The sequence below is a fragment of the Salipiger sp. D13 genome, from assembly GCF_003703915.1.
Classification (GTDB): Bacteria; Pseudomonadota; Alphaproteobacteria; order Rhodobacterales; family Rhodobacteraceae; genus Salipiger; species Salipiger profundus.
Window position 1 is genome coordinate 26,928 of record NZ_ML112600.1, and the last position, 14,848, is coordinate 41,775.

The window sequence follows — 14,848 nt, forward strand, 5'->3', positions numbered from 1 at the left end:
GCGGATCAGCGCCAAGCGGCTGTTGCTGCCCGTGTTGAGAAGGACATCGAGCTCCTTCTCCGTGAGGTTCAGCATGGCGTAGTCCGCTGGCTGCGCGCGGATATTGGGGAGCAGGATCTGCGTCGGCACCGCCTCGATGATGGTCTTGCCGGTCCGGGTGCGCTCGAGCTGGCTTGCGTATTGCGTCATCATCACCGCGACCGTGTTCTGTTTGCGCGCTGTCACCAGCCAGTTCGACAGCCGCTCGGCGAAATACGCGTTATCGAGGGCCTTCCAGGCCTCGTCGATCACGATGATGGTGGGGCGGCGGTCCTCGATTTCGCGCTCGACCCGGCGGAAGAGATAGGACAGGACCGCCATCCGTTCCTTGTCGGCCTCGCTGTCGAGAATGCCGGTCAGATCGAAGCCCACCACATCGCCCTTGAGCGAGAACGTGTCCTCGAGGCTCTGCCCGAAGATCCAGCCATAGCGGCCGTCCTCGGTCCATTCGAGCAGGCGCTGGTGCAGATCGCCGCCATCGTCGGTGGACACAAAAAGCGATGCGAAATCCCGCCAGTTCCGCAGGGCCGGGTTTGTGGCCTGCGCGTTCTGGCGCACGACTTCCTGGATGCGATTGGTCTGGGCAGGAGTGAGCGGCTTGTCGGCGCGGTAGAGCAGGGTGACAAGCCAGTCCGAGAGCCAGGCGGTGCCGCGCGCATCGGTCTCGGTCCAGAGCGGGTTGAGGCCCGTGGGCTGACCGGCGTTCAGGGACGCGTAGCGCCCGCCATTGGCGCGGACCGCCATCTCCATACCAAGACGGTAATCGAAGACGAAGATCCGCGCGCCTGCGCGACGGGCTTGCGTCATCAGAAAGGCGGACAGCACCGATTTGCCCGACCCGGGCCGACCCATGATCAGGGTATGCCCGCTGGTCGGTTCTTTGTCCGGGCTGCCCTGCTCGTGGTAGGAAAACCGGTAGGCGCTCTGCTCCGGCGTGGGCAAATAAGTGACGACCCGGCCCCAAGGGGTAAGTGCTGCGGGTTTGCCGAGCTGCGTCCGGTGGAAGGCCGCAAAATCCGCGAAGTTGCGATTGGTGACGGCGCTCGCGCGGACACGCTTGGGCTGGTTGCCGGGGTGCTGGCTGAGGTAATGGGCCTTTGCGGCGACCCGCTCGCCGATCATTTTCACGCCCTCGGTCGCGGCGGCATTCACGATCTCGGCGCTGAGCGTCTGCAGCTCTTCGAGCGTTTCGCAGAAGATCGTCACGACCATGTGGTGCTCACCGAAGCTCTGGCGTTTGGCCTCCAGATCATCGGCGGCGATGTCGAGCGCTTCCATAAGCGATAGGGCGGCGTCCTGGCTCGCCTGCATCTGGCGCTTTTGCCGCTTGATGCGGCCCGCCATGAGGTTCGAATTGATCGGCGTGAAGGAGTGCGTGACGATCATGTCGACCGGCAGGTTCAGCATGTCGAACATGGTGCAGGATGTGGCCTCAGCATATTCCCCGATGGTGAAACTCTTGCCGTAGCGATGGCCCACCACGCCTTCCGAGAGCTCGAAATGCTCGCCGTGGAACGTCACGCGGGTATTGGCGACGTTGAAGGACAAAAAGCCGTAGGTGTTGGCCGGGTAGAGCGGCAGCTCTGTTCCGGTGTTGAGCGCCCCCAGAAACCCCACCAACTCCCCCGATGCAGCCGACAGCAGGCGCGGCTTGAGCTCGGTAAGCCCCGAGAGGAAGACGTTCACGGCCTCACCGAGGCGCTGCAGGCGTTTGCGGGTCTCCTCCTTCAGTCGGTCCGGCGCGCTGCGGCTCAGGAACGGCAGGAGGCTTTTCGGGGGCGGACGGTGAATGACGGTGAGCGTCAGCGTCTTGTCGCGCAGCCCGCTGGTCTCGAGTTTTGCGCGCCAGCGCCGGTCCACCTCGCCTGCGAAGCTGTCCTCACGGATCGGGTCGAGATCAGGTTTGATGGCCTTGGAGACCTTGTGGACGTAATAGCTGAATTCCGGCCCGAGCTGCGCGACGATGCGGGCAAAAAGCGCCGTCACCTTGTCGAGATAGGCATCGTCGGTCGTGTAGCTGTTGATCCCCTCGAGCCGAATGCAGCGGAAGAGTTCGTTCACCCGGGTCCGCACGGTCTGGTCGTCGACGAGGCTTACATAGGGCAGCATATGCGCGAGGCGGGTCTCGCGCGCATACCAGTCTGGCGTCATTGTGCGGGCATCGAGCGCAGCTCCACGGGCGTCATCACGGGGCATAGCTGTCCCCGCCATGGATGGACCTGTTGCGCGTGGGCGGTGTCTCCTGCAGGGCCGTCATCATCACGTCGATGAAACGCGGGTCCCAATCTGCGGCCTTCCACAGCACCGGATAGAGCAGGGCGGCGAAACCCAGCACCGCGATGTGCTGGACCCAGACGAACAAGAGCACAGAGCCGAAGAGCCAGACCATCGCGTACATGATGGGCAGGCCCAGAAGCTTCGGCGGGCGCACGAGGCCCAGAAAGAGGGGCGAGCGTTCAGCCACCGGCGAAGACCGCGGCAACAATGGTGGGAGCGGCGGCAACACCAGCGATGCCCACGAGGACCCAAAGCGCTTGGCGCAGGTCGATGATGTTGAAGAACCAGCTCAAGAAAACGCCGAGGACCGCGAGTGTGGCGATGACCACACCAAGAGGGCCGGTCAGCGCATCGACAATGCCCTGCAACAAGCTCTGGATCGGGGAGAGATCGATGCTCTGTGCAAGGGCGGGCTCGGCAATGAACAGGAATAGCGCCAGCGAGGCGACAAAGAGGTTTGAAATCTGTTTCACGAATTTGATCCTTCCAATCGGGCCACGACGGCCATGACACGGGCCACGTGGTTCTGGGTTTCTCGGTAAGGGGGAATGCCACCGTGTTGGCGCACGGCGTCGGGACCGGCGTTGTAGGCCGCCAGCGCCAGATGCGGATCGCCGAAGCGCTCCAGCATCATCGCGAGGTAGCGGGCAGAGCCGTCGAGGTTCTGTTGAGGGTCACGCGGGTCGACGCCCAGATCACGCGCCGTCGCTGGCATCAATTGACCAAGGCCAATGGCACCTGCACTTGAAATCGCATCCTGCCGGTAGGCGCTCTCAACCTCGATATTGGCTCGATAGAGAGCTAGCCAATCCGTCACGGAAAGCCCCGCGCGACGCAGGCCGGGATGGCCGGCATAGCGCAAGGCCGTGGTCTGAATCCCGGAGAGGACATCGGCGCGGGGCAGGGGAGTCGGGCGGGCAAGGGCCGCGACTTGGACGCCCTCTTGCTCGGCCTCTACCTCGCCGAAGATCGCGATCCCATCGGAGGCCGAACTCTGACCAATCCCTTCATTGTAGTTTCGAGCAAAGCTGCTCTGAGAGCGGGACGGGGTCAGGGAGCCGTCGCTCTCCATGACCAGGACCATTTGCGCTGAGGCAGGTGCTGCGACCAGCCAGAGACAGACGAGGTTAGCTGCCAGCGCCCTTGTCTGATGGGGCTTTGTCTGGCGGCGCAAATTTGTGCGTACGGCTTGTCCCCGCCTCAAGCGGCAGGTCGACATGCGCAAAACCAAGGCCAATGAAGAAAGACACCACGCCGGAGATCGTCTTGAACTCGCGGATCTTGATATCGTTGTAGGTCGTCCGCGTGCGGGCGGTGACGAGGAGCTTTTCCACCCCGTCATCAGAGACAACACGCATGATCCAGACCCCGTAATAGCTGGGGCCTTTCTTGTGTGCCGACTCTTGGCACAGGATTTCTGCGCTATAGCCGCTTTCCACGAGTTCGCGGAACCTGGCTTCCGTAACCACATTTGGTGCTTCGATGTCCCAGTTCATGGCCCGGCTCACGCTTTCTCCAATGGCGCGACCCCAGGCATTCCTACTTGAAGCCCAGAGTTACGATAGTATATTATCAACCGCAAGATGTAATATCGTGCTTTGGCTGTAGTTTGGTTACGCAAACACTAGTCACGGCCAGTGTCCGCGATCAAGGAGATAACAGGTTTGAGAAACCCAAGGTTGACATGCCTGCTCCCATTGCAAGCTATGGCCCTTCTGATCTGCGTTCCTGGGCCGGTTTTGGCGGAATCCTGCTTTGCGCCATCCCGTCCTTTCCTGCCAAGCGATTCGCAGGCCGCGCGGGACTATGCGGATATCATCCGCGGCGACTTCGAAGATTACATTCAGGATATCCAGAGCTACTTCCGTTGCCTCGACGGTGAACGGGCCCGCGCCTTCGAGGAAGCGCGCGAAGTCAGCGAGGAATATGGCCGGTTCCTGCAATTGGTAGGGGATTGATGGGCAACCTCGGGAGCATCAGACTTGCAGCCCATGGAAACCAGACGCCGATAACACCCTCATATATCTACTTTTTAGATAACAGATTTCATCCGCTAGCGACGTCACAAAAGGTATGTGACGCGTGGCAAAGACAATCAGAAGCAAGGGACAAGTGGCACTCTGTCAGGCGTTGGTCGACGCCCGTGTCAAAGCGGGCCTTGGTCAGAAAGACCTGGCAGACAGGCTCAGATGCCACCAGTCCCTTATTGCCCGCCTTGAGAGCGGCCAGCGCCGGGTCGACGTTGTCGAGCTGGTCGTCTTGGCGCGCGCCATCGGCTTTGACCCGTTCGAGGTTCTGGCGATCGTTGAAGCCGCCACGGAGCCCGACCACAGGATTTGAAGCCAATGAATTGTTGAGAACACGGGAACCCACTTTCCCGGTCTGATGATCATTTCCTCATCGAGGACCAGTTAGCCAACATCAAAGAAGCCCGGCGCGCGGTCGTAGTGAACGCTCTGCAACCCCACGCCGCAATTCGCAGCGCCGCAGTGCAGGAAGCCAGTAAACAGTGAACGAAGATAAGGGTGAGGGCGTCGCGATCGCCAATCTGATCGGGACCGATGGGTGCAGTGTTGTTGGTTGGGTTTATCGCTGGAGGACAGGCTCACATGCGGTGATGTGGGACGTCCAAGGGCCCCAGCCGGTATCGGAAACCCGGCCGGATATAAGTGACGAACAGAAGCAAGAAATCGACTTCGATGCGCTGACGAGGATCGGAAGAAGCGACGACGGGTGAACAGAGCGAACCCGCGGTGTTTGCCTAAACGCCAAACAGCATGTGGACCGCGAAGCGTATGCGGTGCGGTCGTGCAAGCCAAAGAAGCCGTCTTCCATGACAAATCTACGTAGCGGCAGGTCAGTAGTTCACCTGCTCGAACCCGTAGTTGCCGTCATAGTCACGCCAATCGACGAAGACGGATCGGTGATAAATGCCAGGGCAATGCTCGCCCCAACGTTCAAGTCCCACATGGGCCTCGGGCAGGGCAGTTATCGAAGATCGCTGCCATGAGAAATCGCCTTGGGTCCCGTAGGTGCCGAGGACCACGGTCGCGCTTCGGTTACAATCCCCATCGCGCCCGGACTCGTGCTGTCGTGCATACCGTACATCGAAGACGCGGATGGACCGCACGAAATTGAACTCTGGCCCGCTGATATCGATGTCCGCGCGGTCCTGAACGAGCCGCAGGGCGAGGTCGGTGGGAACGAGATTATCTACTGGCAAGGATTGAAGCGGTCGACGGCTGTCGGTTCGGTACAAGGCTTCAAAGATGCCGCCAGCGTTGTTTTGTAACCGATCGTTCTCGTAGGAGGCGCCCATGGGACAGCGCCAGATTTGCAGCGGTGGTTCGACCGGCCAAGGTGTAATCCGCCGGATAAATTCGGCGCGGGCTCGGGCGCAAGGGACGGAAGCAGGCCAGCCGCCAGACAGGCACAAGAGGATCGCGCAATCGATCGGGTATGTCTGCGCGCGGGCGGGTATTGGCAGCGAAGAACCTGTCACGGTCAAAGCGACTGCGACCGAGGGGAGGAGCTTCTTGAGTAAATGGCGCATGCTGTGGAGCCTCCGTGATAGGAGTTCAGCATACATACAATAATATACTATCGCAACGCTAAGTATAAAGTCGCATAATGAAGTTTATGTTAACCAACTGGCGCCCTGAGCCGCTAAAACATTACGATTTGATAATGCCCCGGCAAGGGCAGTGCCACCGTACCAAAGTTACTCCTTTGCGAAAGGAGCGACCATGTTCAGAACTTTCGGATTGCTCTTGGGTCTCGCAACTGCTGTAGTTCTTTTGTTTATGGTTTCGAACAGATGCTGTCTTCTGCGAAGGCATCTGATTGAAAGCTACTCTACCTTTCACTTGCCCAGGCGATTGCCGCCTTCATTTCCGCCGGGTCGAACTAACGGAGTTCTGCCGTGGTCAGCACGTCGGCGAACCTGGTTCCCCACTCCAACAAAGCCCCTTCGCCCACCACAGCGACGCGGCGGAAGTCATTCCTATGGGCTGTGTCGATTTTCAGATCTTCGAGCAGAGCGGACGGCCCATCGTAGCCTTCGAACCTCGTGAGATCGAGAACCAGGCCGGGCTTACTTGTCTCTTGCAGGCGCTCATGAAGCAGGGCGTGCATCCGTTTCAGGTCGCTTTCGCTGAGCTTGCCCTCGCAGGCGAGGCCAATCGTGTCGTCATGAGCTGTCAGTGTCTCGGTGAACATGGTTTTCCTCCTCTTTTTCCGGTTTGCCGTGACCGTAAAGGTCAGCGTTTTCGTGTGCGCGGTCTTCGTGCTCAAATTCCAGACTCGAATGACCGATGCTGAAATCGTCCTTCAGCCGGTCCTTGATCGCGGCCTTGATCTTTTCGATTTGACCCCAGCCGTCCGCTGTCAGCACGACGTGGCAGTCCAGAGCCGCCTCGTGCTCCTGCATCTGCCACAGATGCACGTGATGAACGTCCGCGACACCATCCACACCCCGCATCGCCTGAACGACGGTTTCATTATCGATGTCCGGTGGACTGCCGAGCATCAGCGTCCGAATCGGACCGCCGATCTCGGTAAATGCGAGGTAGAGGATGTAGAGAGCGATGCCGATGGTGATCGCCGGGTCGACCCACCGCATGTTGTAGAGGAGGATGAGCGAGCCGCCGATGATGACCGCCACGGAGGCCAAAGCGTCCGATAGGTTGTGCAGGAAGAGCGCACGGATGTTCACGCTGCCTTTCTGCATCGAATAGGTGAGCAGCGCCGTCAACGTGTCGACGACCAGTGCCACACCGCCCAGGATCACCACCGTCCAGCCCTGTACCTCTGGTGGGTCGATCATGCGCATGCCACCCTCGTAGATCAGGTAGAAGCCGATCAGGATAAGTGTCGTGTAGTTGATGAGCGCTGCGACGATTTCTACCCGCCCATAGCCGAAGGTCATGCGCTTGTCCGCCGGGCGGCGAGCGATCTTACGCGCGAAGAAGGCGATCACCAGCGACGCCATGTCCGAGAAATTGTGGAGGGCATCCGCGATCAGCGCGAGGCTGCCGGAAAGGATCCCGCCGACGATCTGCGCGACCGTCAGGAGGCCGTTGGCCCAGATGGCGATGGAGACGCGACGATCACCGGATTGAGGATCGATGTGGGCGTGGCCGTGATCATGCGGCACGGTTCGTCTCCTCATGGCGGTGGTTCGGCCGATCGAATCCGGGGACCGGCGGCAAGATTCCGCGGCGGATGCGGCGAACCCTGGCATTCATCCAGTGACGGATGACGTGGCGATAGAGCAAGTCGCGCACAAATCCGAAGTTCTGGCGGTGATTGACCCATCCGTCGCCCAAGTCCACCTCTACCCAGGAGTGGAGGATTTCGGACGGCGCGAGGGGATAGACGAGTTCCGGAACGACGCCTCTCTGAAGCGCCTTGTGGATTGTGAACCCGTGCAGTCGGCAGCGAACTCCCACGCCACGCAGCAGGGCCATGAGGAGCGTGCCCTTGGTGTTGCACTGCCCGTGGCCATCTGCGAGGACCTCGGACGCCGGAATGTCGTCGGCGCGGTTGTAGCCGAAGGTAATCTCGTTCCTGACGAAATCGTAGATGGCCCCAATTCGGTCGTCGCTGGGAAGGTCTGCCCAGCCGCGCTCCTCGATCAGTTTTGCAATTGAGGTCGCGTCAAAATCCAGCAGCCGGGTTTTGGCCAAATGAGGGTCGGCGGGGTTCACGGGATACCTCCTCGAATCGTTCACGAGAATATGTAGTTGCTACAGTCACTGTAGCTTCAAGCCCCGATTTCAGGCCGAGTCCTTGGTTACCTGATCGTCATTGTGCACCGCCTTGTGGTGTTCACCATGCGCGTCTCTCAGGATTCCGACGCCACCCCAGGCCGCGATGCCGGCGACAATCACGCCCACGACAAGGTCCGGCCAATTCGTTCCGAGCCAGGCTACGAGCCCGCCTGCGACGACGATTCCGAGATTGGCCGCGAAGTCGTTCCAGCTGAACGTATTCGCCGCTCGGATGTTTACGTCTGGATCGCGAAGCCGTGCCAGCAGCCAGACGCAAAGTGCGTTGATGGCCGCCGCTACCAGCGCCATGACAATCATGATCGTGCCAAGAGGATCCGATCCGCCGACGTAGCGGCGCCACGCGTCATACAGGATTCCAAGGGCGAAGAGGATCAGCAGGCCGCCCGAAACGTTCGCCGCTCCGCGCTTCCACTTGGCGGAGCGGGACAGCGCGAAGAGGCTGATCGCGTAGACGAAACTGTCCGACAGATTGTCGAGGCCATTGGCGATAAGCGCGCTTGACTCGCCGAATGCGCCCGAGGCGAAGAAAGCGACTGCCAGCCCGATGTTGAGACCCAGCACGATCCAGAGTGTGCGTCTTTCCGTTGCGTTTCTCTGCTCCGCCATGCCGGGTATCCAAATTAGTGAATTGCCAATGAGTAACTAACACCGGGCTTTTTGCGTTCCGATCAAAGGTCGTCGAAATTGCTCAGGCGCCGATCTCTTCATGGTCGGTCAGGCATTCGGAATGGTCGCGCAGTACCTCGAGCACACGGCAATCAGAAGTCTGTCCGCCGCTGCACTCATGCACCATCCGCTTCAATTCCGTCCGCAGCGCCTCGAGCCGCGCCAATCGTTGCTCGACCTGTTTGAGTTGCCGACGGGCTATTGCATCCGCCTCAGCGCAGGACTTTCCCGGATGATCGCTGAGATCGAGGAGCTCACGGATCGCGTCCAACGAGAACCCCAGTTGCCGTGCGTGCCGGACGAATGACAAGCGGTCGAGTTCGGCGTCGCCATAGCGTCGTTGGCCCCCCTCGGTCCTGCCGGGCTCAGGCATAAGTCCGATCTGCTCGTAATACCGGATGGTCTGCACCTTTGTTCCGGTCTTCTTCGCCAGCGTCCCAATCGTCAGCATTTCCGCTCCCCACATTACCTACAGTGGGTGTAGCTTTATGCGGTGCGCATCACAAGCTTCACCCGAGTTTCACAGATCGGTGATTGTTGGCCGATCGATGACAATCACGCTTGAACCTACAGTAGCTAGAGGATGTAAACGCACACAAAATATAGAATCAGGTTCGGGCGGAGCGGCGTGAGGCTTTCAGGTCTTCAGAAGGTATTGTGGGTGTTGGCGGGCGCGGCGGCGTTCGTTTTCATCTGGCTGTTGCTATGGTCCGACTACCGTGCCGATCTTGCCCGCACCGAGAGTGAACCACCGTTTCTTGCTGATTTCGAACTGACCGATCATCGCGGCATGGTCCAAACGGACGAAGATTTCGCAGGGCGCTGGATGCTGGTCTTCTTTGGCTTCACCAATTGCCCCGACGTCTGTCCGACAACACTGTCCGAAGTCGCGGCCGTGATGGAGGGCCTGGGCGATGAGGCAGCAATGGTTCAGCCGATTTTCATAACGATTGATCCGGAGCGGGATACGCCGACTGCACTTGCCGAGTATGTGCCCCTGTTCGACGCAGGGATCATCGGGCTGACCGGTACACCGGAGCAGATCGCCGCGACATCCGAAACCTTTCCGATATTCTTTGAGCGGATCGAGCAGGCGACTGCGCCGGGCGGATACACGATGGGTCACACGTCGCATCTTTTCCTTTTCGACACGCAAGCAGGCTTCGCGGACTCCTGGCCCTACGGCACGCCCGCCGAAGAGATCCTCGCCGATCTGAGACAGAGGATCTGATCGTCATGACCCGACTTTCCGGAGAGACGGCCCTTGGCCTGGCCTGGATCATCGCGCTCACCGCGTCGCTTGCCGTGCTCTTCATCGGCGAGGTTCTGGGGCAGACACCTTGCGTGCTCTGCTGGTTCCAGCGTGCCTTCATGTTCCCCTTGGCCATCATCCTCGGGCTTGGGCTGTGGTGGCAGGATCGGCGCGTGGGTCGCTACGGGATCGCGCTGGCTTTGGGCGGTGCCGCCGTCGCGCTTTGGCACTTGGGCCTCTATGTCGGCGTTATCCCCGAGCGTATCCAGCCCTGCACGGCGACCGGCCCATCCTGTACCGACGACAATCAACTGGTCTTCGGCATTCCGATTCCTTTGATGGCGCTCGTCGCCTTCGCGATGATCGGTCTGCTGTCGGCTCTCTCACTGAAGGAAACACAAAAATGAAACGACGCGGCCTCATCCTGTCCGTTCTCGCGCTCGGGGTCGCCGGTTTCGGCGGTGCCGCCTGGTATGCCACCCGCCCCGACCCGATTGCCGCGTCCGATCCCATCGACCCTGAAATGGCCGACGCGCTGATCCGACCCTATTCCCCGATCCTCGGGCCCGAGGATGCGCCCGTAACCATCGTTGAATTCTTCGACCCGGCCTGCGAGGCATGCCGCGCTTTCTATCCGGTCGTCGAGGATATCATGGCGGAGCACGGAGACGCGGTGCGCGTTGTAATCCGCTATACGCCTTTTCACGGCGAGGCGTCGGTAGAAGCGATCCGTGTGCTCGAGGCGGCGCGCATGCAGGACGTGTTTGAACCTGTGCTCGAGGCAGTCTTGCGAGAGCAGCCCAGATGGGCGTCTCACGGGACCCCGGCACCCGGATTGATCCTTGAGATTGCAGCAAGCGGAGGTCTGGATGTCGAAGCTGCCCGGACACAGATGCTGGCCCCCGGTGTTGTGGCGGTGCTCAACCAGGACCGCGCCGATGTCGAGACAGTCGGGGTCCGCCAAACGCCCACGTTCTTCGTGAACGGCAAGCCTCTCGATCCGTTCGGTGAGGCCGAATTGCAGAGGCTGGTGGCAGTGGAAGTTGCGGCAAGCCAAAGCTGATTTGCGGAGGCAGGAGAAACGAGTGGTGAAGAAGTTGAGATATACCAATGCATTGGCCGTGCTTTTGACGGTTGCAGGGCTGTCGGCCCCCGCACTGGCCGGTTCGGAGGATGTCGTGGTCGAGAATGCGTGGTCCCGCGCCTCGATCGGCGTCAACAGGCCAGGTGCCGCCTATATGACCGTGCGCAACACGGGTGAAGACGCCGTTACGCTGACCGGACTTGCGACACCGCTGGCAATGATGCCCGAGATCCATGAGTCGAAAACCAACTCCGATGGCGTCAGTTCCATGGCGCCTGCAGGCGAGATCACGATTGAGCCCGGCCAAAGCGTGGCATTGGAGCCGGGCGGGTTGCACGCCATGCTCATGAAGCTGCAAGAGCCGATGACCGAAGGCGAGAATTTCCCGCTGACACTGACCTTCTCGGATGGCGGCAAGGTGACGGTCGAGGTCCCAATCCTCGGAATCGCCGCGCGTGGACCGGAGGGCTGATGCAACGTCGGCAGCTCCTTCTATACGGCGCAGCCGGTGCCGGCGTTCTTGGCCTGACGCTCTTCGTGGGCTGGTGGCGGGTGGACGGGCCCGGTGCGCCTGAACCAAAAGGGCAGCGGCCCCTGCCCCTATCGGCGATGGAGTTCCGGCTGACCGACCACGAGGAAAATGAGGTAGGGCCTGGCAACCTGATCGGTCGTCCCACAATGGTGTTTTTCGGGTTCACCTACTGCCCGGACGTCTGCCCGACGACCCTATCGGATATTTCCGGCTGGCTTGAGGAACTGGGCGACGAAGCATCAGAGATGAACGTGGTCTTCATCACGGTCGACCCGGAGCGGGACACGGTCGAGGCCATGGCCGAATATGTCGGCTATTTTCATCCGGTCATTCGTGGCTGGACGGGGCCGGAAGACCAAATTGCCCGCGCTGCAGAAGGGTTTCGTGCCTCATTTGAGCGCGTCCCGACTGAGGGCGGCGGCTATACGATGAACCATACGGCAAGCGTATTCCTGTTCGATGCCGAGGGTGAGCTCGTCACCATGATCGACTATCACGAGCAAAGAGAATTCGCGGTGCCGAAGATCCAGCGCGCACTGACAGAAGACGTAGAGGGGGCAACATGAAGATAAGAACTGTCTTGGCGGCCGTTGCGGTCGCAGGCGCATTTTCGGTGACCGCCATCGCCATCTCTGGCGTTCTGTCCAAAGAACCGGTGCCCCCTGCGATTGCTGAAGCGACCCTCTGGACTCCCAATCCGCTTGCGCCGCCTCGGATTACCGAAACCAATTCGGTCCGCCCTACACTCGCCCAGGCGGATATCGCATTCGAGTTCAGACCCCGGCCGCTCCTGACCGTTTCCCCCGCTGATACCTCCTTGCCATCTATCGAGCCCCCGCTGGTCACCTGGTCGCGGGAGATTGCGTCCGGCGAGACGCTTGATGCGGTCCTTTCCGATGCGGGGCTGGATGCTTCGGATCGCGCCGAAATCGCCTTGGCGATTGGCACGGAATACGATCTGCGCCGTCTGCGTCCGGGTCACATCATTACGGTGGTTTCCACAACGGACGACAACCCGCGTCGTGTAGAGCTCGCCGTCGAAGACGGTGTCCGGATAGAGGCGGTCTTCGGCGAACAGCTTGCCGCCCGCGTGTTGGACCCGGATCCCGAATTGGTGACTTTCGCCGGCGAGGCGGTGATCGAGAGCTCGATTTTCGCCGCCCTGAACACGGCAGACATCCCCGCCCGTTTTGCGGTGGACCTGGCGCAGATGCTGGGCGGCACCGTGGATTTCCGTCGTGATCTTGCGGGTGGCGAGACGATGCGCCTCCTTTGGCGCGAGGCCCGAGACGGGAACAAGAGGATTGGTCAGCCCGAGCTTGCCTTTGCCGCACTGGATATCGATGGCTCGGTCTATGAAATCGTCTGGCCGAACGACGGCAGCGGCCAAGCGACGATCTATGTCGACGGAGAAGTCCTGCGCGTGTTTGCGCAACCGGTCGAAGGTGCACGGCTGAGTTCTGTGTTCGGGCGCCGCACCCATCCGGTCTACGGCAATGTACGGATGCACACAGGAGTCGACTTCGCGGCGGCGCGCGGCACGCCGGTACAGGCGACGGCGCCGGGCCGCGTTAGCTTCATCGGCCGACGCGGTGGGTATGGCCGGGTCGTCGAGATCGCTCATGGCTCCGACACCCTGACGCGCTATGCGCATCTGAGCGCCGTACCGGACGGGCTCACACAAGGGCAACGCGTGATGGCCGGAGATATGATCGGGCGGGTCGGTGCGACGGGTACCGCGACAGGCCCCAACCTACATTACGAAGTGCTGGTGGACGGTCGCCCAACCGACCCTCTCTCTGACGACCGATTGGCAGAGGCGGCCGAGCGTGAAGCGGACGACACGGCCGCGCTTGAGCGACTGCGTGAGGCGCGTTCACTTCTTGCTGAGAGGCTCGCCAGCGAATTTGCACAGACGACAACCGAAAGGCTTTGATCCATGAAACGATTTACTCCCGCCCTTGCCATCGCATTTGCCTTGCTTCCTGCGGCGCAGGCCGTCGCAGAGGCGATTCAGATCGACGTCCGGAAGACAAACGGCTGCGGCTGTTGCCTGTCCTGGATGAAGCACCTCGAGGAGAATGGCTTCGCGCCGATGGGCGAGGACATGTTCGGAGGATCTCTTGTGCGCTTCAAACTCGACAATGGCGTGCCGCAGCGCATGGTCTCCTGCCATACGGCTTTGGTCGACGGCTATGTGATCGAGGGCCACGTGCCGGCGGCTGACATCCAACGCCTGCTGGAGGACCGGCCAGACGCGGTAGGCCTGGCGGTGCCGGGAATGCCCTACGGGTCGCCCGGCATGGGACCGGAGGACGACCGGGAGGCTTACGATGTCTTCCTGATCCACGAAGACGGATCGACCGAGGTCTACACCAGCTACTCGGCTCCTGACTGAACTCGCGGCAGAACCTTAACAATTGGAACCCCTCTCCCCCATAGCGCTTGGCTTTCTTGGAAGCCTGGCCGCCGGATCGCTGACCGCGGTCGGGGCGGTCCCCGTTCTTTTTGGGCGCATCCCGTCCCGGGCCACGCGCGATCTGCTGCTTGGCTTCGCGGCGGGTGTCATGCTCGCGGCTTCGTTCTTCTCGCTGATCATCCCGGCTCTCGACGCAGCTGAAGGACAGTTCGACAACGGTGCTCTCCCGGCGGCCATCGTATGTGTTGCGATCCTGCTTGGCATGGGCGCGATCGCTCTGATGAACGAACGGCTACCGCATGAACATTTCAAGACGGGGCGGGAAGGTCCCGACGCCGCATCGCTGCGGCGCGTCTGGCTTTTCATCATCGCGATCACTATCCACAATTTTCCCGAAGGGCTTGCCGTCGGCGTCGGGTTCGGGGCTGACGGTTTGTCGGGCGGGTTGCCACTTGCGATCGGTATTGGATTACAGAATGCCCCCGAAGGTCTGGCGGTGGCGGTTTCGTTGCTCGGCGAGGGCTATTCCAGGCTTCGCGCCTGGGGCATCGCCGCTCTGACCGGTCTCGTCGAGCCCGTCGGTGGACTTCTCGGCGCAGGGATTATCAGTCTTTCGCAACCGCTGCTGCCCTGGGGTCTCGCCTTCGCAGCAGGTGCGATGCTCTACGTCATCAGCCACGAGATCATTCCGGAAACCCACCGATCCGGCCATCAGAACAGGGCGACGCTCGGCCTCGCCGTTGGTCTTGTGATCATGTTGTTCCTCGACGTCTGGCTGGGATAAGCT

The 14,848-nt window shown here is 60.9% G+C and carries 21 protein-coding genes and 1 pseudogene; 11 read left to right on the top strand and 11 right to left on the bottom strand.

What is annotated here, in order from left to right:
• From D6860_RS14475 to D6860_RS14495, 5 genes and pseudogenes are all read right to left on the bottom strand, one after another.
• Positions 1–2,235, bottom strand: a pseudogene (locus D6860_RS14475) (type IV secretion system DNA-binding domain-containing protein); the annotation flags it as partial.
• Positions 2,225–2,503 carry a VirB3 family type IV secretion system protein gene (locus D6860_RS14480; protein ID WP_008282962.1) on the bottom strand — a complete coding sequence of 93 codons (279 nt, stop codon included), beginning with the start codon at positions 2,501–2,503 and terminating at the stop codon, positions 2,225–2,227. The gene D6860_RS14480 and the pseudogene D6860_RS14475, both read right to left, overlap by 11 nt.
• Complete coding sequence (locus D6860_RS14485) at positions 2,496–2,789, bottom strand: TrbC/VirB2 family protein (RefSeq protein ID WP_008282963.1); 294 nt, start codon at positions 2,787–2,789, stop codon at positions 2,496–2,498. Before D6860_RS14485 ends, D6860_RS14480 begins: the two co-directional genes overlap by 8 nt.
• The gene (locus tag D6860_RS14490; protein WP_017469729.1) at positions 2,786–3,400 is read right to left on the bottom strand and encodes a lytic transglycosylase domain-containing protein; all 615 of its coding nucleotides are present in this window, start codon (positions 3,398–3,400) and stop codon (positions 2,786–2,788) included. Before D6860_RS14490 ends, D6860_RS14485 begins: the two co-directional genes overlap by 4 nt.
• 43 nt (positions 3,401–3,443) lie before the next feature.
• The gene (locus D6860_RS14495; RefSeq protein WP_008327368.1) at positions 3,444–3,812 is read right to left on the bottom strand and encodes a hypothetical protein; all 369 of its coding nucleotides are present in this window, start codon (positions 3,810–3,812) and stop codon (positions 3,444–3,446) included.
• A 210-nt stretch (positions 3,813–4,022) separates the two neighbouring features.
• Here D6860_RS14495 and D6860_RS14500 point away from each other — a divergent pair, with 210 nt between their 5' ends.
• The 3 genes from D6860_RS14500 (at position 4,023) to D6860_RS25995 (ending at position 5,053) form a co-directional block, all read left to right on the top strand.
• Positions 4,023–4,274, top strand: a complete 252-nt coding sequence (locus D6860_RS14500) for a hypothetical protein (RefSeq protein ID WP_008327366.1) — start codon at positions 4,023–4,025, stop codon at positions 4,272–4,274.
• A 124-nt stretch (positions 4,275–4,398) separates the two neighbouring features.
• A complete protein-coding gene (locus D6860_RS14505) occupies positions 4,399–4,656 on the top strand; it encodes a helix-turn-helix domain-containing protein (RefSeq protein ID WP_017470289.1) in 258 nt (85 codons plus the stop codon).
• Positions 4,657–4,825: 169 nt separating this feature from the next.
• On the top strand, positions 4,826–5,053 hold the full coding sequence (locus D6860_RS25995) for a hypothetical protein (protein ID WP_027238601.1): 228 nt from the start codon (positions 4,826–4,828) through the stop codon (positions 5,051–5,053).
• A 120-nt stretch (positions 5,054–5,173) separates the two neighbouring features.
• On the opposite strand, the gene D6860_RS14515 is transcribed toward D6860_RS25995, so the two are convergent.
• From D6860_RS14515 to D6860_RS14540, 6 genes are all read right to left on the bottom strand, one after another.
• Positions 5,174–5,869, bottom strand: coding sequence for a hypothetical protein (locus tag D6860_RS14515; protein WP_173674657.1), 696 nt, complete (start codon positions 5,867–5,869; stop codon positions 5,174–5,176).
• Positions 5,870–6,222: 353 nt separating this feature from the next.
• Positions 6,223–6,534 carry a SpoIIAA family protein gene (locus D6860_RS14520; protein WP_007803481.1) on the bottom strand — a complete coding sequence of 104 codons (312 nt, stop codon included), beginning with the start codon at positions 6,532–6,534 and terminating at the stop codon, positions 6,223–6,225.
• Positions 6,506–7,471 (bottom strand): cation diffusion facilitator family transporter, encoded by a 966-nt coding sequence (locus D6860_RS14525; protein WP_007803480.1) that lies wholly within the window; start codon positions 7,469–7,471, stop codon positions 6,506–6,508. The genes D6860_RS14520 and D6860_RS14525 overlap by 29 nt, the downstream gene beginning before the upstream one ends.
• A complete protein-coding gene (locus tag D6860_RS14530) occupies positions 7,461–8,024 on the bottom strand; it encodes a transglutaminase-like domain-containing protein (RefSeq protein ID WP_007803479.1) in 564 nt (187 codons plus the stop codon). Before D6860_RS14530 ends, D6860_RS14525 begins: the two co-directional genes overlap by 11 nt.
• Before the next feature lie 69 nt (positions 8,025–8,093).
• Positions 8,094–8,714: a cation efflux transmembrane domain-containing protein gene (locus D6860_RS14535; RefSeq protein WP_008327361.1), complete on the bottom strand. Its 621-nt coding sequence runs from the start codon at positions 8,712–8,714 to the stop codon at positions 8,094–8,096.
• A gap of 82 nt (positions 8,715–8,796) precedes the next feature.
• Complete coding sequence (locus tag D6860_RS14540; protein WP_007803476.1) at positions 8,797–9,225, bottom strand: MerR family transcriptional regulator; 429 nt, start codon at positions 9,223–9,225, stop codon at positions 8,797–8,799.
• A 213-nt stretch (positions 9,226–9,438) separates the two neighbouring features.
• Here D6860_RS14540 and D6860_RS14545 point away from each other — a divergent pair, with 213 nt between their 5' ends.
• Genes D6860_RS14545 through D6860_RS14580 form a run of 8 tightly spaced genes read left to right on the top strand, consistent with a single transcriptional unit; the run spans position 9,439 to position 14,845 of the window.
• Positions 9,439–10,005 carry an SCO family protein gene (locus D6860_RS14545; RefSeq protein WP_007803475.1) on the top strand — a complete coding sequence of 189 codons (567 nt, stop codon included), beginning with the start codon at positions 9,439–9,441 and terminating at the stop codon, positions 10,003–10,005.
• Between the two features lie 5 nt (positions 10,006–10,010).
• Positions 10,011–10,433, top strand: coding sequence for a disulfide bond formation protein B (locus D6860_RS14550; RefSeq protein WP_007803474.1), 423 nt, complete (start codon positions 10,011–10,013; stop codon positions 10,431–10,433).
• On the top strand, positions 10,430–11,089 hold the full coding sequence (locus D6860_RS14555) for a DsbA family protein (protein ID WP_007803472.1): 660 nt from the start codon (positions 10,430–10,432) through the stop codon (positions 11,087–11,089). Before D6860_RS14550 ends, D6860_RS14555 begins: the two co-directional genes overlap by 4 nt.
• A gap of 22 nt (positions 11,090–11,111) precedes the next feature.
• Complete coding sequence (locus D6860_RS14560) at positions 11,112–11,582, top strand: copper chaperone PCu(A)C (RefSeq protein ID WP_008327335.1); 471 nt, start codon at positions 11,112–11,114, stop codon at positions 11,580–11,582.
• Positions 11,582–12,208 (top strand): SCO family protein, encoded by a 627-nt coding sequence (locus D6860_RS14565; RefSeq protein ID WP_007803468.1) that lies wholly within the window; start codon positions 11,582–11,584, stop codon positions 12,206–12,208. The genes D6860_RS14560 and D6860_RS14565 overlap by 1 nt, the downstream gene beginning before the upstream one ends.
• Positions 12,205–13,578, top strand: coding sequence for a M23 family metallopeptidase (locus D6860_RS14570; RefSeq protein ID WP_007803467.1), 1,374 nt, complete (start codon positions 12,205–12,207; stop codon positions 13,576–13,578). The genes D6860_RS14565 and D6860_RS14570 overlap by 4 nt, the downstream gene beginning before the upstream one ends.
• A gap of 3 nt (positions 13,579–13,581) precedes the next feature.
• The gene (locus D6860_RS14575; protein ID WP_007803465.1) at positions 13,582–14,040 is read left to right on the top strand and encodes a DUF411 domain-containing protein; all 459 of its coding nucleotides are present in this window, start codon (positions 13,582–13,584) and stop codon (positions 14,038–14,040) included.
• A 22-nt stretch (positions 14,041–14,062) separates the two neighbouring features.
• Positions 14,063–14,845: a ZIP family metal transporter gene (locus D6860_RS14580; protein ID WP_007803463.1), complete on the top strand. Its 783-nt coding sequence runs from the start codon at positions 14,063–14,065 to the stop codon at positions 14,843–14,845.
• Positions 14,846–14,848 lie beyond the last annotated feature (3 nt).